A 20,333-nucleotide genomic window follows, 5' to 3' on the forward strand; every position below is an offset into this window, starting at 1 on the left:
ATTATCGAACTAAATGTCCAGCTTATTCCCGAACCGCTCCATTTAAGTAGCACAAATCCAATTAAACCTTCAAGCGGATTAATATTGCTTGTTCTCACCTTTAACAACAATACTCTCGAACAAAGGAAGGCTCAGCGAAGAGGCCTGTAGCAGTCAACCTGTATTAATCCCTTATATTCCTCGCACAAAACAACAACTTGCTATTACTGTTCAAACACTAATAGCCATGCAGCTATGAACGAGACTGAGCTTTTACAGCACATTCCCCGGCCGTACGCTCTCCCGTGGGCAACCGTTCTTCTGCTACACGGGTAACATCCGCACACTCCTCACACCTCACGCGCCAGCTCGGTCAGGCGCCGGATTCCCGTGCGCAGGACATGCTCATTGGCAAAGGAATAACTGAGGCGCAGCCATGAGGTCATCCCGCCGAGCGGATCGCAAATGGCACCGGGTACAAAGGCGATCGATTCCGCCAGGCAGCGCGCAAACAGCCTGTCGACCGAGACCGTCTCCGGCAGCTTCACCCACAGATTCAGCCCCCCTTGCGGAGGCGTCCATTCCCAGCCTGTTCCCGCCAGCTCCTCCTCCGCTATCTCCTTATGGACCTGAAGGGCAATCCGCAGCTTATCCAAATGACGCTGCAGCCGCGGAGACGTGTAGTAATGCAGAAAAATTTTCTGGTTCAGCAGCGGAGTTCCGTTGTCCGCCAGCGATTTCGCGGTAATCAGCCGCTCGGCGAACGGATAGCGGCAGGCCACAGCGCAGATCCGCAGGCCCGGGGCTACATACTTGCTGAAGCTGCTGATGTAAACGACCCATCCTTCCGTATCATAAGCAAAGAAAGGCGGCGGCGGCTCCGCGCCGAAATACATATCGCGGAACGGATCATCCTCGACGAGCAGACAGCGGTAGCGCTCCGCCAGCTCCACCATCTGCTTGCGCTGCACAGCCGGAACCGTAACGCCGGTCGGATTGTGATGCGTCGGGTTCATGTAGAACATCCGCGGCTTGTACCGCCGCATCAGCGCCTCCACCTCCTCCAGATCGTACCCCTCCGGCGTAATGGACACCGGCACCAGCCGGGCGCCGGCCCGCCGGAATATATCCAGCGCCACGCTGTACGTCGGGCGCTCTACAAGCACGGCATCCATCGGCCCGAGCACGATGCCGGCGATCAGATTGATCGCCTGCTGTGCGCCCGAGGTGATGATAAGCTCCTCCGCCGTCAGCTGCAGCTTGTGCCGGCGGCGGAAATGGCTGCTTAGCGTCTCGCGCAGCTCGCCGTCGCCCTGCACAGAAGAGTAAGTGCCGAGCACTTTCGGATAGAGATCGAACACTTTTTTGACATAGTCGGAGAGAAACAGATTGGGCAGAAGCCCCGGATCAATCAGCGCCTGTGAGAACTGGTACTCCACCGGCAGCCGCTGAATGTCCGACATTGCATTCGTCAGCGCATACGTGGCCACGGCCGCCCCCGCAGCGGAAGCGGGAGCAGCCCCCTCATCTCTGAGGCCAGGCGAAACATAATAACCCGACTTGTCTTTAACGTACACCCTTCCGCAATCCGCAAGCGCACGGTATGCCTTGAACACCGTCAGCCGGTGAACCTGCAGCTCCCCCGCCAGCAGCCGGATGGACGGCAATTTATCATGCACCTGCCATTCACCGCGCTCCATGCGGTTCAATATATAATCGCACACCTGACGGAACAAAGGACTCCCCTGCTCCGTCTCCGCCAGTCTTGCCAATACCGTCATCCCCCTTGGCGCCATTCACATCTTCCGTATTTCCTGTATTGTAACCTATTTTAGCCCCCATCTGTTCTGTATTGCCAAATCTGTTCTGTCCCCTACCCGCTATGATTAACGAAATACTTTCCGCAGCCATTATTTTCACGCAAAGGGGTTACATGAACATGGTTATGTTAGCTTATTCACTGGTCTGTCTGATCTTCGGCACGACCTTCCTGGCAATCAAAGTCGGCGTGGACGCAGGGGCTCCGCCGTTCTTCTCCGCCGCCCTCCGGTTCTTTCTGGCCGGCTCCCTGCTCTTTCTGTGGTGTCTCTGGAAAGGCAAGGCCCGCTTGTCGCTGCTATGGCGCCGGGAATTGCTGCTGACAGGGGCACTGCTGACCTTCGGCACGTTCTCCACTCTGTATTGGGCCGAGCAGTATGTATCCTCCGGACTGGCCGCTGTACTGTCAGCGACGGGTCCGATGATGATTCTGCTGCTGCAGACCTCCCTGCTCCGCCAGCGGCCACCGCGCCGCTCCATGCTCGGCTGCCTGATCGGCTTCACCGGAGTCCTCCTGCTCGTCCTGCCCAGCCTTGTCATTGACCTGTCGCCGCTGTGGCTGACCGGCTGTGCCGCAGTGCTGGTGGGCGAATGCTGCTATGCTGCCGGTACGCTCTATTCCAAGAAGGTCACCACCGCTTTCGCTGACCTTTCGCCCGTCGCCCTGAACGCCGTGCAGATGATGTACGGCGGAGCGCTGATGTTCCTGCTGTCGTTTGCCGCGGAAAAGCCCGATCCCTCGGTGTTCCTCTCCCTGCCTACCGCCGGTTCCCTGCTGTACCTCACCGTTGCCGGTTCCATGGTTGGCCATACCCTGTTCTATTGGCTGGTAGCCAAGACGAATCCCGTATTTCCGGCAACCTGGCTGTATATTTCGCCGCCGATCGCCGTCTTTGTCGGTTTCCTGTTCTACGGGGAGCCGGTGACCTGGATAACGGTACTGGGAGTGGTCACCATCATTGCCGGAACGGTGCTGGTGAATCTGGAGGCATTGAAGCAAATGCTGTCGAAACGCAAGCAATCAGCCGGAATAGCTGCACCGCCGCCGGATAATTCCGGGGAGACGCCCCGGAAACTGCCGCATAGCCGTTCTGCCGTTTAAAGGCCTGGCGCACATAAAGAGGGGCTTCCAAGGTACGGCATAACCGTTCCCTGGAAGCCCCTCAACCCTGCTGCAGCCTATACGCGCACCGCTTGAATTAACGGGTGCGGCTGTGGTCGCGCAGCAGCTCACCGTCGGCGTTCACCTTCACATCGCCCGATTTGTCCACCCGGGCCTCTTCGCGCTTCACGGTATCCTTCACCTGCTCCGTACTTTGCACTTCGCGCTTATGAATATCAACTTCGCCGGTGACCACCGTATTTTTGCTGACCTCCACCTTCTCCTCGCTCACCGGGATGCGGATTGTCTCTTCTTGGCCAATCGTCCCGGCCGCCGTGTCACCCGATACCGGACGGCGTTCAATGACGATTTCCTCATGGGAGACAGGAACATTAATGGTCTTCTGCTCCTCCACGATTTCCTTGCGGACATTCACTTCACCCGTCTGCACCCGGTTCTTGGAGACGTCCAGCTGCTCCTCGCGCAGACGCAGCTTGCGTTCATCTTCTTCCAAATCGTTCACCGGGGCGCTCAGATCAGCAGGTTCCGCCGCCATTCCGTGGCGTGTGCCGGAGTACGCATCCCCGGTCATGCCCGGTCTGTCCACATCGGCCAGGTTACGGGTTTCCGGAACACCCTGGGCCGCCGAGTTCATGGTGTCCAGCCCTGTATCGTGGCGGCCTTCCAGCCCTGAACCGTTGAAGGCAGCATCCACCGTATCGTTGACGGAACGGCCGGCAGTATCCGCTGTGTTATCGTTAATATCCGTCAGATAGCGATCGGAATTGGCCGAGTTGTGTTTGCGGAATACAGCATAGACTTGTCCAGCTTCACTGTCGTCCGCATCCACCATAACCAGAATGCGTCCTTCATCTACATAACTGTCATAGGTTTCCGCTTCATCCTCGGGAATGCCCAGCCCGATCAATCCGCCGACCAGGCCGCCGGTGCCTGCACCGACTGCCGCTCCCGCTAACGTAGCAGCGATAGGGCCTGCGGCAATAATCGGACCGATGCCCGGAATGGCCAATGCCCCGATGCCGGCGAGCAAGCCTGTCACACCGCCGAGCACACCGCCCGTCGCGGCTCCGGAAGCAATACCTTCGGGTGCTTTGGTGCCAGTCTCATTACTGATGCTTTCCACGTCGTCCTTATTTCGGGCAATGACGGAAATGTCCTCGGTCTGGAAGCCGCGTGCCTTCAGATCTTCAATAGCGCTCGATGCTTCATGTTCTGTATAGAACACACCTACGATTTTCTTATTCATCACGTTTCCCTCCTGAATGTTCAGTAGATTTGAGTTGGTCAAGCAGTGTTTCATAGCTTTTAATTAACCACCTCTCCTGCCGTTAAACTGGCAAAAAAACAATACCCGGGCAGGTCCAGAATTAAATTTCTGAAACAGGAAATCTGCTCCTCCACCAAAAAAAAGTCACAATTCATTCAAATCACCGACGTCAAAGTCAGTTTATATAACACAACTGTGATGCTTTATGCCTATTTGTTAACCATTTTAGAATCTTGGGCCGAATCTCATTACAGATTTAGTAAAAAGGACTATACTCCTCATATGATATGTGAATATTTCTCACAATCTTTAAGGGGGCTTGTTCATGAATATGCGGTTAAAGGTACTGAAAAAGCATTTGCTGTTCTGCTGCAGCGAGCATTGCAACAATCAGGATGTGGAGGACGTAATGCAAGCATTCAAGGAGCATCTGGTCGAACAGGGTATCAACAAGACTGTCAAAATCAACAAAACCAGCTGCCTGGGGCTCTGCGGCAACGGACCGTTCGTGATCGTCTATCCTGACGGTGTCTGGTATTATAATGTGACCACCGAGGATGTCCCGCGCATCGTTGAAGAGCATCTGGTGGGCGGCGAGCCGGTAGAGGAGCTGGTGATGCTCAAGATGGAAGCCTAAAGCCGCGCTTTCCAAAAATATCCTAAGAAAACGCATGCCCTGTCTCCGCTCACCTGAGCGCCGGGGCTTTTTTGCGTTTGATCCGCCGCAGCTGTTGTCATGTATAATAGGAGTAGCCACTCTCTTATCCAGAACAACTTCTATATAGAAAAGAGGCTGCGGCATGGCTATATTCAAATACAACTCTGCGCGCCCTTCCCGGACCGAGCCCGATCTTCACCTGCACTACTGGGGCCGGGAAGCCTGCGCTCCCGGGCACAGCGTCGGCCCGGGCATACGCGATCTGTATAAAATTCACTTTATCCATGCGGGAACCGGCAAGGTGACGGTCGGCGGACAGACCCATGTCCTTGGCGCCGGACAGGCCTTTCTGATCTACCCCCACATCGTCACCCATTATGCGGCCGACCCGGCCGATCCCTGGACGTATTCGTGGGTTGCTTTTACCGGGGCGGAAATGGAGCCGCTGCTGGCCCGGACTTCGCTTACGCCGGAGCAGCCGGTATTTGCCATGGATGACGCGCTGATGCCCGCACTGTATGACCGGCTTTCGGAAGTGGATACAGACGGAAGCCAAACCGGCGGCAACGGCTCCGGCCTGCTGCTCAAAAGCATCATGTATGAATTCCTTGATCTGTTGCTGCGGACGGTTCCGGCTTCCAAAAGCACAGTGTCCCTGCCCCGCCGGCGGAGCATATATGTCGAGGAATGCCTGCACTTTCTGCACGCCCATTACGGTGAGAACATCACTATGGAGATGATGTCCGCCTCCCTGAAGCTGGACCGTAAATACCTCTCCTCCTTGTTCAAACGCACGGTAGGACTGCCGCCGCAGCAATATCTGCTGAGCTTCCGGATGACCAAAGCCTGCGAGCTGCTGGCCGGGACCGGCTGCACCATCGGAGAGATCTCGCGCTCGGTCGGCTATCAGGACCCGCTGCTCTTCTCGCGGATGTTCAAGAAGGTAAAGGGCTGCTCGCCCAAGGATTACCGGAGCCGCCATGCCGGAAGCGACATTGTTCTATAAAATGCGGTCATGCTGACATTCGCTTGTCTATCCCCATCCGCTACAATAGGAACGAATCTCGTTAAGGAGGAATTCTCTTATGTATGAAGCAAGTTCCGCCCGTTATGACGGAATGAAATACAACCGTACCGGCCGCAGCGGGCTGCTGCTGCCGGCGGTGTCGCTCGGCCTGTGGCATAATTTCGGCGGCATCGACGTGTTCGAGAACGGACGCGCCATGATCCGCCGGGCCTTCGATCTCGGCATCACCCACTTCGATCTGGCTAACAACTACGGACCGCCCGCCGGCTCCGCTGAAGAGAGCTTCGGCCAGATCCTGAAGAAGGACCTGCTGCCTTACCGCGACGAGCTGATCATCTCCACGAAAGCCGGCTATTACATGTGGCCGGGTCCGTACGGCGAATGGGGCTCCAAGAAGAACCTGGTCTCCAGCCTCGATCAGAGCCTGAAGCGGATGGGCCTGGAATACGTCGATATCTTCTACCATCACCGTCCCGATCCGAATACTCCGCTGGAGGAAACGATGGCCGCGCTCGACCTGATCGTACGCCAGGGCAAGGCGCTGTATGTCGGCATTTCCAATTACAGCGCCGAGCAGACCCGCGAAGCGGCGCAAATTCTCCGCCGCCTCGGCACGCCGTGCCTGATCCACCAGCCGAACTACTCCATGCTCTCGCGCTGGATTGAGGACGGGCTGCAGGATGTGCTGGCCGAGGAAGGCATTGGCTCCATCGTCTTCTCGCCGCTGTATAAGGGCATCCTGACCGACCGCTACCTGAACGGGATTACACCCGACTCCCGCGCGGCCGGACCGAGCGTCTTCCTCTCCGAGAAGGAGATCACGGAGGAAGTGCTGGGCAAGGTGCGGCGGCTGAACGAGCTGGCCGCCGCCCGCGGCCAGAAGATGTCGCAGCTGGCCTTAAGCTGGGTGCTGCGCGGCGGCAAAGTGACCTCCGCACTGATCGGCGCCAGCAAGGTCAGCCAGATCGAGGATGCGGTGGCTGCGGTGCATGCCCCGGAATTAAGCGCGGAAGAGCTGGAGCAGATTGAACAGATTTTGCGCGGATAGAACCTGGACGGCATAGCCGGCTGATACAGACCGGCCGCCTCATACAAAAGACGGCAACAAGAGCGGCCCTCCAGGAGGGGACTGCCCGGGTTGCCGTCTTTTGCTGCCGGAATGCTATAATAACAGAAGAACAGCGATAAGAAATTCCGCACCCGAAAGGAGTACCTATGAACAGAAACCGTTTGGGCCGGTCCGAGCTGCTGATCAGCGAATTGGGCCTGGGCTGCATGTCCCTCGGCACCGAGGAGAGCACGGCAATCCCGATTATTCATGAGGCGCTGGAGCGGGGAGTGAACTTCCTCGATACATCCGATCTCTACGATGCGGGACGCAATGAAGAGATTATTGGCCAGGCGCTGCGCGGACGGCGCGGAGAGGTCATTCTCGCCACCAAGGTCGGCAACCGCCGGATTCCCGGCCGGGAAGGCTGGGTCTGGGACCCCTCCAAGGCGTATATCCTGTCGTCGGTGAAGGAGAGTCTGCACCGGCTGCAGACGGATTACATCGACCTGTACCAGCTGCACGGCGGAACGCTGGACGATCCGATCGACGAAACCATTGAAGCCTTCGAGCAGTTGAAGCGGGAAGGCGTGATCCGCTATTACGGTATCTCCTCCATCCGCCCGAATGTCATCCGGGAGTATGTACGGCGCTCCGGCATCGTCAGCGTCATGAGCCAGTACAGCCTCCTCGACCGGCGGCCGGAGGAGGAAGTGCTGCCGCTGCTGGAGGAGCACGGCATCGGCGTCCTGGCGCGCGGCCCGCTGGCCGGCGGTATCCTGACCGGGCAGGGCCGGCAGAAGGCTGAGCGGGGCTATCTGGACCACAGCCCCGGAGAGCTGCCGGCGCTGCATGCCCGGCTGCTCGAAGGCTGCCGCGCGCCGCGTACACTCCCGCAGGCGGCGCTGCATTATCCGCTGGCCGCGCCTGCGGTGGCGGCGGTTATCGCGGGCGCAAGCAGCACGGAGCAGCTGCGCGGCAACCTCGCGGCGATCGAATCGCCGCCGCTGACCCCGCAGGAGCTGGAGGCCTTGCGCGCCGCCAGCCCGGTCAACCGTTACACCGCGCACCGGTGAAACGGCAAGAAGCTGCCCCAACCCTTTGGCCGGTTGGGGCAGCTTCTTTAAATTATCCTGCTCTCATCTTCCCGCTCAGCCGAAGAATTGCGTAATGTACAGCATGGCGAGCAGCCCGGCAATGAACGAATAGGTCGATGGCCGCTCATAGCCATGCCCGTGGCTCTCCGGGATCAGCTCCTTATAAACGATAAAGAGCATGGCCCCTGCGGCAAACGCCAGTCCGTAGCCGACCACGTTATGCAGATAACTGGCTGTAAAATAACCGATGACCGCCGATACCATCTCCATCAGTCCGGTTAACGCGGCCATCCCCACCGCTTTACCCTTAGAGGCGCGGGAATTCATCAGAAAAACAGCCAGGATGAGGCCTTCCGGCATATTCTGGGCGCCGATGGCAATGGCCACCATCGGGCCGAGGCTGGCCTCTTCACTGGCGTAACTGAAGCCCGTACTGAGCCCTTCCGGAATGTTATGGATGAACAGCGCGATCATCACCAGCAGCGCTTTTGAATCCATATTGGTGAAGCCCGGTTTATTCTCCACATCGATATGCGGAATGTTGTGCTCGATCAGATCCAGCAGCAATACGCCGGTAATCAGCCCCAGGCTAAGGGCAATAATTCCCGATTCCTCGATCGCCTGCGGCATCAGGCCAAAGGCGGAGGCGGACACCATAATCCCGGCAGTGAAAGCGACCAGAATATCCTTCCACTGCTCCGATAACCGCCGGACAAACAGAATCGGAATGGCCCCAAGCACCGTCGCCATGGCCGACAGAAAGCTGCCAAGCAGCGCATTAACCAAATAAACAACTCCTTTGCTGGACAGGACTCTATAAGTTCAGTTTATGCGCGGGGAGACTGCGGATATGCCGGAGAGCAGTCCGGGATCAGGTAAGCTTCTCACCGCCGCCTCCATACTTCTCCAGTCTGCGGTCCGCGAGTTCCGCTTCCGGAATGAAGCGCAGGGCCGCCGAGTTCACCCGGTAATGCGGCTTCGCCGGCTCTGTACCCCCGCCCTGAAGCAAATACCCGAGAAACGCCCCGCTCAGCCTGCTGCGCAGCGCCGTCCGCACTTGTCCGCCGCTGTAGTCGGCTTCTTTGCGGATGAGCCCCTCCCGTTCGGGCTTGGTAAAGCCCGGCCAGCCGTCGCCGGCATCGAATTTGTCTCCTGAGGCGAACAGCGGATCGCCGCTGATGACATCGACATACAACCCGGCTGCGAAATGATCCCAATAGGCGTTGTCGAACGCCGGCTCCATCGCTTTGTTCTGCGTGACTTCGTACTGCAGCGGCGTCAGCTGCCTGCGCAGCCGCTGTTCATCCGCGCGGGTATTCCAGTGGCGCTCCGCGAATTCGCTGCGGCCGGAAGCCTTCAGATACATTTTGTAATCCATGGGAAGGGTCTTATAGTAAGCCTGATGCAGAGCCTCGGCCGGATAAAACGGCGCGGCGTCCCGGATCTCCGTCACAATCGGCCGTTTGAACCGCCTGCTGGCGGCAAGCGCCGCCTTGGACTGCTCCGCCGCGCGCCGCTGCTGCGTGTTGTGAACAAATATCGCCGTCTTGTACGAATGCCCGCGGTCCATGAACTGCCCGCTGTCGTCCGTCGGGTCGATCAGCTGCCAATACAGGTCCAGCAGCCGCTCATACGGAAACAGCTCCGGCTGATACGTAATCTGCACCGCCTCCAGATGCCCGGTGGTCTCCATCCCCACTTCCTCATAGGTCGGATTCACCGTATGGCCGCCCGTATACCCCGATACGACCGAGAGAATCCCCGGAAGCTCATCAAACGGCTTGACCATACACCAGAAGCACCCGCCGGCGAAGGTCGCCAGCTCGGCCTTTATTCCAGCTTCACTCATTGTCCCACCCCCTTTCAACACTGCCAATATAATCATTTATACAGATTTACGGTTGCCAAAATCCTTAAAGAAACGGGATTTCACCTCAATCAGATTAAATGATTGTAGCTGTTATTGTAAGAATAATGCAGTATAGATGTGGGACTTATATTCAACAAATTATAATATACAGAGGAGCCGATTGAAAATCTTTAAGAACCGTGAATTAGCCGTCGTATTGACCATGGTCGCCATCTTTTTCATGTGCACCAATATGTACCCTTCGTTCGTCTCCATCCTGATTACCCGGTGGGGAGGCAATTATAACGCTGTCGGCATCATTATGACGCTCGCCAGCCTTGCGCCTTTAATTGCCGCCATACCGGCCGGCTTTGCCATCAGGAAATGGGGACTGCGGCTCCCGTTATTCGGGGCAAGCATGATTTCCGCCGCGTTTTGTTTTCTTCTGTTTCTGTTTCCTTCCCTCATCCCGCTGCTGGCGATGTTATCCGTAATGAAAGTAGCCGAAATCTTCTTTGCGGTGGGACTGCAGACACATGTGGCTAATCTTAGCTCCGATCTCAACAATGATATGGATAAGAATTATAGCTGGTTTATGGTCTATGCCTCCGTCGGCTCTTTAATCGGTCCCATCGTGGGCGGTTATCTGGCCGATCAGGCAAGCTACAGCTCGGTCTGGTTACTGCTTACAGTAACGCTGGTCGCTTTATCGTTCTTTTCCTTTTATCTGTCGAATACGCTTTCCGGTCAACAAACGAAGGGAAGCAGCAGGAGAACCGGCCTCCGGGAGCTGCGCCGGGTGATGAACTGGAAGATTGCCATCGGCATGCTGGTTGGCAGCGGCGTGCTGTTTGCCCACGGGGCCAGATTCCTGTTCCTCCCCATTTATCTGGAGAATATAGGGTACACCCTTACCTCTATCGGTTTCATTATGGCAGCCCGGTCGCTGGCGGCCATTGCCAGCCGGTCCATTCTTGAGATGACGATCAGGCTCGCGGGCGGACGGACCGCAGCCTTGGTGCTGTGCTCCATTGTTCTGGCCGTTTCCATTGGCATTATTCCGCTATGCAATAACTTCCCGCTGCAACTGATTAACTCTGTAGTTATCGGCTTCGCCATGGGTCTGGCCATTCCCCTCAGCAATACGGTTGTCGCTGACAGCGCCGACCCGGAAGAGCGTGCGGTTACCATAGGCGTAAGCCAAACCGTGAACCGGGTCGGCCAGCTCCTCAGCCCTATTGTATTCGGCATGCTCTCCCAGCATTTGGGCGTCAACGCCTCCTTCTATCTTGGAGGAGCGGTTCTCCTGCTTATCTCTGTCACCGTTATTTATCTGCTGGTCATCGGAGATAAGAAGACCGCCCCGCTTCACCGTTAACCTGATTTATCTGCGCGGCGGCATCTGCCCCTCTGGAATCAGGGGCATATAAGCCTGGCCTTGCAGCCGCTCCCGATGCTCCGTTTTGGCTTCGGCAATGACTGCAGGATTCTCCAGCGCCTCGATAGCGGTCCCGGCAATGGTCTTGGCCGCCTGCAGCATCCCCTTGTGGGCTAGCGGCAGGGTTCCCTGTGCCACCGTCTGCCAGGTATGGAGCGCAGTCCCGAGCGCCCAGCATGCAGTCATACACTGGGCAGTTGGTACGACCCAGCTGACATCGCCTACATCCGTGGAGCCCGGCATTACCGGTTCTACCGGATAGAGGGGAATAACCTCGTCGGCAATGGCCTTGTCCTTCAGCCGCAGGGCTGTCCGGGGGTCCATCCCGTACAGAGCGGCCTGGATATCTTCAGGGGAGAGCGTAGCCCGGATCGCTTCCGCATAACGCCAATCTTCGGCATCATAATCCGGAATGCCGGCCGCCGTAAGGTTGGCGTGCATTACTTCAGCAAGCTTCCGGTTCGGAATCAGGCTGCCCGCAGCCCCTTCAAATTCCGTCTCCACGCTTGTGCCGGTCATCAGCGCAGCACCTTTGGCGATGTCGTACACCCGGCTGTACAGCTCGGTCACCTGATGCTGCTTCGGTGCGCGGATCAGGTAGGATACCTCCGCATAAGCCTGGACCACATTCGGCGAAGCGCCGCCGGAATCGGTAATTGCATAGTGCACCCGCGCTTCCGGAATCATATGCTCCCGCAAATAATTAACCCCTACATTCATCAGTTCAACCGCATCGAGCGCACTCCGGCCCAGATGGGGGCTTGCCGCGGCGTGGGCGCTTCTGCCGGTGAATTTGAATTTCACGGCATAGTTGGCCAGCGAGCTTAAATTCTGCACCAGCGCCGCCGTGTAGGGATGCCAGCTGAGCGCCAGATCGGCATCGTCGAACAGACCGGCCCGGGCCATATAGGCCTTGCCGGACCCGTACTCCTCTGCCGGACAGCCGTAATACCTCACTGTCCCTTTAAGTCCTGTGCGCTGCATGTAGTCTTTGACCGCCACGGCTGCGGCCAGCGCACCGCTGCCCAGCAGGTTATGGCCGCAGCCATGCCCGTTGCCGCCTTCGGCTATAGGCTCCGGCCGGGCCAGCCCGGCTTTCTGGCTTAATCCCGGCAGCGCATCGAATTCGCCCAGAATCGCTATGACCGGGTGGCCGCTGCCGTAGCTGCCGACGAATCCCGTCTCCAGCCCCGCAACCTGCCGCTCTACCCGGAAGCCCTCCTGCTCCAAAGCTCCGCACAGCAGCTCCGCCGATTGCCGCTCTGTGAATGCAACCTCTGCCTTCGCCCACAGCTCATCGCTCAAGGCGGTAAAGCTCTCCCTCTTCGCTTCGATAATTTCCGAAAGAACTGCCATTCTTGTCATAGTTCAGAACCCCTCTTCAATGGATTATTTAACAGCCACGGGAAGCACAAGGACTCAGGACACTTGCTCTTCCGCAGCTACGCCCTTGTTATAATTCAGGCCAAGCAGCGCCACGACACAGACTGCAGCGCAGCCGATCAGCAGCCAGGAAGCGGCATCATACGAGCCGTCAAAAGCATCAACCATGAATCCGATTGCCGTTGGGGCGGCAAACCCCGCCAGCTGTCCGCCCGTGTTCACCATTCCCATAGCGGAGCCGGTGGAATGACTCGGAATCCGCTTCAGCACGATGGCCGGCAGCAGGATCAGCACGAAGGCCATGAACAAGCTGGTCACCGATTGGTACACCATAAAACCGGTGACGCTGCCGGCGGTAAACATGAGGTAAATCATAACGCCGATAATTGCACAGGAGACTGCACCGGCCAGACGTTCCCGGCCTCCGGCCAGCTTGTCGAGCAAATACCCGCCCGCAAACAGCCCTACGAAGGAAGCCAGGCTGGGAATCATCTGCAGCACTCCCAGCGATTCGAGCGACAGGCCGCGGACATCGACCAGATACGTCGGCAGCCAGCCGGATAGCCCCCAATTCACCGCGTAAATGCAGAAATAAGCGATCAGCAGGCCCCACAAGAGCGGCATTTTGAATAATTCCTTAAATCCGGCCCGTACAGCGGGCAGCTCATCACGATCCGGTTCCGCAGCAGCGGCCGACCGCGGATTCTGAATAAACATCCAGTACAGAACGGCAAAGACAATGCCGATTCCTCCGATGTACATAAACATGTGACGCCAGCCGATGGATTCCAGCACCGTCGTCGCGAAGAGCGGGGTAATGAACGCCATCAGGCCGCCCGATGTCAGCAGAATGGACATCGCTCTGGCCCGCTTCTCCACCGGAAACGACTCGGCGATCAGCTTCGAGGCGGCAGGCTGAAAGCCCCCTTCGCCGATGCCGAACAGAAAGCGGACCACCAGCATGGAGCCCAGCGACCAGGCTGCGCCTGTGAACCCTGTGAAGATCGACCATAACGTAACGGCAGCGATCAGCACTTTTCGTGAACCCAGCTTATCCGCCAGCCAGCCCCCCGGCATCTGCATAAGGGCATATCCGGCAAAGAAGGAACTGATCACAATCCCTTTCGCCGTGGCGCTCAATTGCAAATCCTCCGTAATCGGCAGTATCGCATAATTCATGACATACCGGTCCAAATTCCCAAGCGACCATCCTACAAATAACAAAGCCAAAATCCAATTGCTGCCCAGCGCCTTCCGCATGCCGCGACCCTCCCGTTTCCCATACATATTTTATTTAAGGACTAATAAAGGATAATTTCCTTATATACATAATATAGAAGGTCGTCTGTTTTTTCAACGGTTTTTTACGATACATAACGCTACGGCGTAATAATATATTACATTAACATTCCGCAAAAAAAGGCACCCGCCAAGGATGCCTAGCTGAACCGGTATATTTTACTAGGCCTTCCGCGTACGCCGGGCGCTTCTTCGCCCACACATTCGGCGAGTCCGGCATCGGCCAACTCGGTCATGATCCGCCTGGCATTGCGCTCGGTCATCTGCAGCTGTGCGGCCACATCTTTGGCGGTGAAGTGCTCCCAGCCCATTTTTCGTACAAGCGCCACTACTTTATTGAAGGTCTTCACGCTGATACCGCTGCTGCGCAGCTTCCCGGCCACTTCCTGATCGTCTGTGCGGAACGAATACGCCAGCGTCTCCTCTTCCTGGCCTGCGGACTCGACAATGACTCCGTCCTCCTGGACGATAACGATGCGCCGCCCCGTCTTCTCCTTCGATTGGCGCAGCGCACGGTGCGCATTCGTCTCCGCCGAGAACACGGTTACCCCGTAACCCACGCCTACCGCGACCCCCGAACCCGTGGTGGCCGCCAGGTAATCGACCGTATCGCCGAGCAGCGCAAGCTCCCGCTCAATCGCCCCTCTGGTGCTGAAGAGGATATAGCGGCCCCCGCCTTGTTCCATCAGGGTTCCGTCCAATTTCTCGCTCAGCTGGATCAGCTCTTTTTTGATGTCGAGCTCCAGGTGCTGCAATTGATAGGAGGTCGGCAGCTTCTCCGCAATCCGGTCATAATTCTCCAGTTCAATAATCTCGATCCCGATCTGTGTATCCTTAAAATAAGAGGTCCGGACCTTCTCGGCGAAGAGGCGCAGCGACTGGATAATCTCCAGGTTGCTGGGAGAAACCGTATATGCCGGCACCCCTTTGTCCTTCAGTCCCGCCGCAACGTTCGGAAAACAAGTGATCGCCCCATCCGTTCTCCCCTCCTGCCAAAGGTCCTCATGAAAGCCCAGCAGCTCTTCGGGATCGGCGTCGAGCTCATAAATGCGGGTGTACAGCTCTATGCCGGCATTCTCGATCAGCTTTAAGGCATGTTCAATGAACCCTTCATTCTCGGGCATATCGATGCTGATCCGTCGCGGCAGCCCGCCCCGGGTAAACGCCAGATCCAGCAGGCTTTTGTAGAACCCCGACTCCGTCACCCAGACATACTCCACTCTATCGGCGGAACCCAGCGCTTTACAAGCAAAGCTGTAAGGAATTGGACCGGAGCAGAGCCAGGAATCCACTTCCTTGTCATGCCTGCGGATAATATCCACCGTCTCACGCGGCTGCACATAGACAAATGGCCGGAAGGCAATTTCCGGTTCAAATATATTGGCAAGACCCCCTATGCGCTCAACCGAACCTGCAGGTCCGATAATTCCTACTTTGTACATGGCTTTTCGTCCTTCCCCGTTCCAGTCATCATTCCTCCATTATACTCCAGAAGTGAGGAAGGAACGCAAGCCAGAGCCATTCCGGTGCAGCAGCAAAAAAAAGACCACCATAAATCCAGTGGCCCCGATGCTCCCCGCCTATTTGTCGTGGTTGCTGTCCCATATATCCTTATGCCGCAGTCCCGCGAACACCAGCAGGATCATGGTCACCACCATCACAAATTCCCTCAAGGTATTCGATAAGCTGTCCACATTATAGCCAAAAACAATATTGAGCCTGCCCCACAACAAATTAAAGCAGAGCAGTGCAACGCAGGCATAGGTTAACCATACACTGCGGAGATATAGATTATGGGTGCGCTTCGGCCCGTTTCCGATAAAATATTTGCTGTAACGGACCACATAAGCTGTAAACACAACACATCCGGCCGCCTCCAAAGCAATCAGCAGCAGATCAATAACGTCCATGAAGATCATCCCCTCTTTTGCCTAAGCCGGAACGGTGCAGGTCGATTAGACTGTCCATATCGTTTGACGCATAAGCCTCCTGGATTTTCCCTAGCTTCTCAATTTCCTTAGTGACGCGACTGGGCTTGACTTGATTTTTTCTGAATAAATCGAGGAGTTTCACTTGTCAACGACCTCCTCACCATTGGCTTTTTCGGTGACCCCTTTTTCAATCAGAAGCTTGACGAGCGCGCGATTATATTCATTGAGCTGTTTCTCATTCTCTTCATCGCGTTTCTGGTAATTCTGAATAATCTTCTCCTTGTTCGCGATTTGCCTGATACACCAGATTAAGGCAACCGACAAGAGAACATTTAGCACGACCGATCCATTGTTGTTCTGGAACAGGCCGGCCAATGCATCGAGATCCATGGTTATCCCTCCGTTTCACTGTGACAAACTGTGAAGTATCCGGAGCCCCCGCCCAGTTCCTCGTGAAGTGTGTATATGAATATTCTATTCTTGCAGTGCCGGAAGGATTGGGTGTACAAGTATATATTAGAGTTACATTTTTCAAAAATGTGGTTATTATAGCATACAGTTTCCATTATAAATCTCAGGAGATGAAGAGTATGGGCAGCACGTTCACAGCAACAGGCACTCCTTTAAAGTATCAATTTCCGATGGACGAAGTTTACTATAAACAATCCATCTATATCCTGGCCAGCGGCTCCCGCCGCAACCCGCGCAGCATCGCCCGGGTGCTAAACGCTTTGCATGACAACGGACTCCGCACGATCGGAGATGTTCTCCGTACCAGTCTCGACGATCTGCTTAAATTGCGGAATTTCGGCAGCACCGGACAGCAGATTCTCCTGGAGCTTCTGGAGAACTTTGGGCCCGGCAGTAACTTATAAAAAACTTATTGAACTATTCTTACTCTTGCCCTGGCTTTCCGCGAATTGTACATTGAGAATATTCGGGTTGATCTCATCATTGGAGGAATAATGTAATGAACATATCTTTTGCCACCGACAAGGATTACGATTGGATCAAAGAACGGGACCGCCATCTCGCGGAGAGATTGATTATCCCCAAAATTGCGGGCAAGGAAATCTACTTATTGCGCGATGAGCAAGAAACGGTCATTGGGTGGATGCGTTACGGGTACTTCTGGGACAATACCCCGTTTATGAACATGCTGTGGATTGACGAGCCCTACCGTAACCATGGATTGGGGAAAGAAGTGGTCCTATTCTGGGAGAAGGAAATGAAGCAGCAGGGCCACACCCTGATTATGACTTCCACACAGGCTGACGAGGGTTCCCAGCACTTTTACCGGAAATTGGGCTACCGCGATGCCGGCTGCCTGCTGCTGGACACCCAGCCCCTGGAGATTATTTTGATTAAAGAGTTGGGCAGTAATTAAGGGATACCTCATGGGTTTCCAGTGAACCTGTACAATTGAACTTGGGTGGGAAAGTATCGCCTCCCGATCGAAGGTGAAAAGTTCTGCTCCAAATTTCATCTAAAAGTTAACGCCATTTGCCGATCTGTTAGCATAATAGTACGTGTATTTCCTTTACCATCAAATATAACTGAGATTTAATAAATCCTTGTGTCATCCTCAAACCTTTTGGCCCACTCTGTTTCTTTCAAGTACTGCCCGCTGTCTGAATCGTAAGCATAATCCAGGTTATTCTCAAGATCATTTAGATAATGATCTTATTTTTAACGCCCTAATTCATGTAATATTAGCAATGTCTTGAAAGGGCTTTAGAATAATGGTTATTAACCATACTAAAGGGGGTAGGTTGTTTCATGACGTATTCAGTTTCAAATATACAATCCACAAGTTTCTCCATTTCATTATTAGTGATACTTTTAGCTTTAATAGATCTAACAATAAAGAAGTATTTCATTGTTGAAGAATTAAATAAGATCTCAGATACGAATGGAAAGAATATCAATAGGTGGGTAACAGGACTACTTGCTGTCATTAGTTTGTGTATTTTCTTCTTCGTTTTGGATACAACGAATATCAACTCACTTAAGTGGTTCTGGTTAATATTATTTATAGTTGCCATGGGACAACATGCGTTTATCGAATGGAGGTATTTGAAAGGCTCGAAAGAATACGTTATTACACTTATTAAACTAGCAGTCGGATTAATATACATCTTAATTTTTATTTTCTAAACATTGATTTCATGTTCAAGTCAAATCCCATCCATCCGCCTTCGAACTCCTGCTTGTTATCAGCGACCTTTCAAATCCGACACAAGGAGGCTTACCCAAGTGTACAGGGATCGTCGCAGGATCAAAAAAAACCCTTGAAAAGCCCGTAAATCCAGGCTCTTCAAGGGTTTAGTTAATTCACTTACATCATGCCGCCCATACCGCCCATGCCGCCCATGTCAGGCATAGCTGGCTTTTCCGGTTCTGGTTTGTCGGCGATCACAGCTTCGGTAGTCAAGAACATTGCGGCTACGGAAGCGGCGTTCTGCAGGGCAGAACGGGTTACCTTGGCAGGGTCAACGATCCCTGCTTCGAACATGTTCACCCATTCGCCGGTAGCGGCGTTGTAGCCGATGCCCACGGTTTCTTTCTTCAGGCGGTCCACGATAACGGAACCTTCTTCGCCGGCATTAGCAGCGATCGTGCGGATCGGCTCTTCCAGGGAGCGGAGCACGATGTTTACGCCGGTCTTCTCGTCACCGAAAGCTTCAACAGCAGCTACAGCGTTGTATACGTTAATCAGAGCTGTACCACCACCGGATACGATACCTTCTTCAACCGCAGCGCGGGTTGCGTTCAGGGCGTCTTCGATGCGCAGCTTGCGCTCTTTCAGTTCGGTTTCAGTTGCAGCGCCTACTTTGACTACGGCTACGCCGCCGGCCAGTTTAGCCAGACGCTCCTGCAGTTTCTCTTTGTCGAACTCGGAAGTCGTTTCTTCCAGTTGGGCACGGATTTGGCTGACGCGGGCGTTGATGTCCGCTTTGTCGCCGCTGCCGTCTACGATTGTAGTGTTTTCTTTGGTTACGCGCACTTGACGTGCGTTACCCAGTTGATCAATGGAAGTGCTCTTCAGGTCCAGACCCAGCTTCTCAGTTATCACTTGGCCGCCGGTCAGGGCAGCGATATCCTGCAGCATTGCTTCGCGGCGGTCGCCGAAGCCTGGGGCTTTAACAGCAACTGCATTGAAGGTTCCGCGCAGCTTGTTCACGATCAGCATCGCTTGAGCTTCGCCTTCGATGTCTTCGGCGATGATCACGAGCGGACGGGCCTGCTGTACGATCTTCTCAAGCAGCGGCAGAATTTCTTGAGTGCTGCTGATCTTCTTGTCGGTAATCAGGATGTACGGGTTGTCGAGCACAGCTTCCATTTTGTCGGTGTCCGTAATCATGTACGGGGAAATGTAGCCGCGGTCGAATTGCATGCCTTCTACCACTTCAAGCTCAGTCAGGAAGCCGCGGGATTCTTCAACGGTGATAACGCCGTCTTTGCCCACTTTTTCCATAGCTTCGGCAATCAGTTGGCCTACTTCGTCGTCGGCAGCGGAGATTGCTGCTACCTGAGCGATAGCCTGGGAATCCTCGATCGGCTTAGCGATCTTCTGCAATTCGGCAACAGCTGCTTTAACCGCTTTGTCGATGCCTTTACGGATAACCATCGGGTTCGCACCGGCAGTTACGTTCTTCAGACCTTCGCGGATCATGGCTTGAGCCAGAACCGTTGCTGTTGTAGTACCGTCGCCGGCTACATCGTTGGTCTTAGTGGCCACTTCTTTAACGAGCTGGGCACCCATGTTCTCGAAAGCGTCGTCCAGTTCGATTTCTTTGGCGATGGTCACACCGTCGTTGGTGATCAGCGGGCTGCCGAATTTCTTCTCCAGCACCACGTTGCGGCCTTTAGGTCCGAGCGTTACTTTTACCGCGTTTGCCAAAGCATCAACCCCGCGCAGCATCGAGCGGCGGGCGTCTTCACTGAATTTGATTTCTTTTGCCATGTGTATAAACCTCCCGGAAATTTGAATTATAGTAAGTAAGTTAGGCTATGCTTATGAACGGTCTTCTTAGCCAAGAATCGCGTGAATGTCGCTTTCTTTCATAATCAAATATTCTTTGCCTTCGTACTTGATTTCGGTTCCGGCATACTTCGAGAACAGAACGCGGTCGCCTTCCTTCACTTCAAGCGGAACACGCACACCGTCCTTCAGAATACCGCTGCCTACAGCGACGATAGTGCCTTCCTGCGGTTTCTCCTTGGAGGAGTCCGGAAGCACGATCCCGAAAGAAGTCGTTTGCTCCTGCTCGGCAGGTTGTACCAATACGCGTTCACCTAGTGGTTTGATCATGAAAAATAGCCTCCTTTAAAATTATGTTGTTAAACTTGAACACAAAGTTGTGGGGCTGAATCCAGCCTGCTCAGTAACGTTAGCACTCGACGTCCTTCAGT

The 20,333-nt window shown here is 55.0% G+C and carries 20 protein-coding genes; 8 read left to right on the forward strand and 12 right to left on the reverse strand.

From position 1 onward, the window contains the following. Positions 1–329: 329 nt before the first annotated feature. Positions 330–1,760 carry an aminotransferase-like domain-containing protein gene (locus F1381_RS01705; RefSeq protein WP_151733088.1) on the reverse strand — a complete coding sequence of 477 codons (1,431 nt, stop codon included), beginning with the start codon at positions 1,758–1,760 and terminating at the stop codon, positions 330–332. A 158-nt stretch (positions 1,761–1,918) separates the two neighbouring features. Between F1381_RS01705 and F1381_RS01710 the strand changes: the two genes are divergently transcribed. Then, on the forward strand, positions 1,919–2,899 hold the full coding sequence (locus tag F1381_RS01710) for a DMT family transporter (protein ID WP_151733089.1): 981 nt from the start codon (positions 1,919–1,921) through the stop codon (positions 2,897–2,899). A 97-nt stretch (positions 2,900–2,996) separates the two neighbouring features. On the opposite strand, the gene F1381_RS01715 is transcribed toward F1381_RS01710, so the two are convergent. Continuing rightward, positions 2,997–4,166 carry a YsnF/AvaK domain-containing protein gene (locus tag F1381_RS01715; protein ID WP_151733090.1) on the reverse strand — a complete coding sequence of 390 codons (1,170 nt, stop codon included), beginning with the start codon at positions 4,164–4,166 and terminating at the stop codon, positions 2,997–2,999. A gap of 346 nt (positions 4,167–4,512) precedes the next feature. On the opposite strand from F1381_RS01715, the gene F1381_RS01720 reads away from it, so the two are divergent. The 4 genes from F1381_RS01720 (at position 4,513) to F1381_RS01735 (ending at position 7,996) form a co-directional block, all read left to right on the forward strand. After that, entirely contained in the window at positions 4,513–4,824 is a 312-nt protein-coding gene (locus F1381_RS01720; RefSeq protein WP_151733091.1) for a (2Fe-2S) ferredoxin domain-containing protein, read from the forward strand. A 163-nt stretch (positions 4,825–4,987) separates the two neighbouring features. After that, positions 4,988–5,851 (forward strand): AraC family transcriptional regulator, encoded by an 864-nt coding sequence (locus tag F1381_RS01725; RefSeq protein WP_151733092.1) that lies wholly within the window; start codon positions 4,988–4,990, stop codon positions 5,849–5,851. A 79-nt stretch (positions 5,852–5,930) separates the two neighbouring features. Beyond that, positions 5,931–6,920 carry an aldo/keto reductase gene (locus F1381_RS01730; RefSeq protein WP_151733093.1) on the forward strand — a complete coding sequence of 330 codons (990 nt, stop codon included), beginning with the start codon at positions 5,931–5,933 and terminating at the stop codon, positions 6,918–6,920. Between the two features lie 167 nt (positions 6,921–7,087). Beyond that, on the forward strand, positions 7,088–7,996 hold the full coding sequence (locus F1381_RS01735) for an aldo/keto reductase (RefSeq protein ID WP_151733094.1): 909 nt from the start codon (positions 7,088–7,090) through the stop codon (positions 7,994–7,996). 75 nt (positions 7,997–8,071) lie between these two features. On the opposite strand, the gene F1381_RS01740 is transcribed toward F1381_RS01735, so the two are convergent. After that, on the reverse strand, positions 8,072–8,803 hold the full coding sequence (locus tag F1381_RS01740; protein WP_151733095.1) for a ZIP family metal transporter: 732 nt from the start codon (positions 8,801–8,803) through the stop codon (positions 8,072–8,074). Between the two features lie 85 nt (positions 8,804–8,888). Further along, on the reverse strand, positions 8,889–9,866 hold the full coding sequence (gene msrA / locus F1381_RS01745) for a peptide-methionine (S)-S-oxide reductase MsrA (protein ID WP_151733096.1): 978 nt from the start codon (positions 9,864–9,866) through the stop codon (positions 8,889–8,891). Between the two features lie 181 nt (positions 9,867–10,047). Between msrA and F1381_RS01750 the strand changes: the two genes are divergently transcribed. Beyond that, positions 10,048–11,244, forward strand: a complete 1,197-nt coding sequence (locus F1381_RS01750) for an MFS transporter (RefSeq protein WP_187355139.1) — start codon at positions 10,048–10,050, stop codon at positions 11,242–11,244. Positions 11,245–11,250: 6 nt separating this feature from the next. Here F1381_RS01750 and F1381_RS01755 read toward each other — a convergent pair whose 3' ends face one another. The 6 genes from F1381_RS01755 to F1381_RS01775 all read right to left on the reverse strand — a co-directional run bounded on the left by F1381_RS01755 (position 11,251) and on the right by F1381_RS01775 (position 16,307). Beyond that, positions 11,251–12,669: a M20 family metallopeptidase gene (locus F1381_RS01755; protein WP_151733098.1), complete on the reverse strand. Its 1,419-nt coding sequence runs from the start codon at positions 12,667–12,669 to the stop codon at positions 11,251–11,253. A gap of 54 nt (positions 12,670–12,723) precedes the next feature. Next, positions 12,724–13,947, reverse strand: coding sequence for an MFS transporter (locus F1381_RS01760; protein ID WP_151733099.1), 1,224 nt, complete (start codon positions 13,945–13,947; stop codon positions 12,724–12,726). Positions 13,948–14,126: 179 nt separating this feature from the next. Next, on the reverse strand, positions 14,127–15,428 hold the full coding sequence (locus F1381_RS01765; RefSeq protein WP_151733100.1) for a helix-turn-helix domain-containing protein: 1,302 nt from the start codon (positions 15,426–15,428) through the stop codon (positions 14,127–14,129). Between the two features lie 138 nt (positions 15,429–15,566). Next, positions 15,567–15,896: a hypothetical protein gene (locus tag F1381_RS01770; RefSeq protein ID WP_151733101.1), complete on the reverse strand. Its 330-nt coding sequence runs from the start codon at positions 15,894–15,896 to the stop codon at positions 15,567–15,569. Next, a complete protein-coding gene (locus F1381_RS28050; RefSeq protein ID WP_187355140.1) occupies positions 15,883–16,059 on the reverse strand; it encodes a hypothetical protein in 177 nt (58 codons plus the stop codon). The genes F1381_RS01770 and F1381_RS28050 overlap by 14 nt, the downstream gene beginning before the upstream one ends. Then, positions 16,056–16,307, reverse strand: coding sequence for a hypothetical protein (locus F1381_RS01775; RefSeq protein ID WP_151733102.1), 252 nt, complete (start codon positions 16,305–16,307; stop codon positions 16,056–16,058). The genes F1381_RS28050 and F1381_RS01775 overlap by 4 nt, the downstream gene beginning before the upstream one ends. Positions 16,308–16,507: 200 nt before the next feature. Here F1381_RS01775 and F1381_RS28055 point away from each other — a divergent pair, with 200 nt between their 5' ends. Then, positions 16,508–16,792 (forward strand): DNA-directed RNA polymerase subunit alpha C-terminal domain-containing protein, encoded by a 285-nt coding sequence (locus tag F1381_RS28055; RefSeq protein WP_187355141.1) that lies wholly within the window; start codon positions 16,508–16,510, stop codon positions 16,790–16,792. A 95-nt stretch (positions 16,793–16,887) separates the two neighbouring features. Then, complete coding sequence (locus F1381_RS01785; RefSeq protein WP_151733104.1) at positions 16,888–17,304, forward strand: GNAT family N-acetyltransferase; 417 nt, start codon at positions 16,888–16,890, stop codon at positions 17,302–17,304. A gap of 951 nt (positions 17,305–18,255) precedes the next feature. Here F1381_RS01785 and groL read toward each other — a convergent pair. Both groL and groES read right to left on the reverse strand, forming a co-directional pair. Next, positions 18,256–19,884: a chaperonin GroEL gene (gene groL, locus F1381_RS01795; RefSeq protein WP_151733106.1), complete on the reverse strand. Its 1,629-nt coding sequence runs from the start codon at positions 19,882–19,884 to the stop codon at positions 18,256–18,258. A 66-nt stretch (positions 19,885–19,950) separates the two neighbouring features. Further along, positions 19,951–20,232, reverse strand: a complete 282-nt coding sequence (groES, locus tag F1381_RS01800; protein ID WP_151733107.1) for a co-chaperone GroES — start codon at positions 20,230–20,232, stop codon at positions 19,951–19,953. Positions 20,233–20,333: the final 101 nt, after the last annotated feature.

This window comes from Paenibacillus tengchongensis (assembly GCF_008973665.1).
Taxonomy (GTDB): domain Bacteria; phylum Bacillota; class Bacilli; order Paenibacillales; family Paenibacillaceae; genus Paenibacillus_AQ; species Paenibacillus_AQ tengchongensis.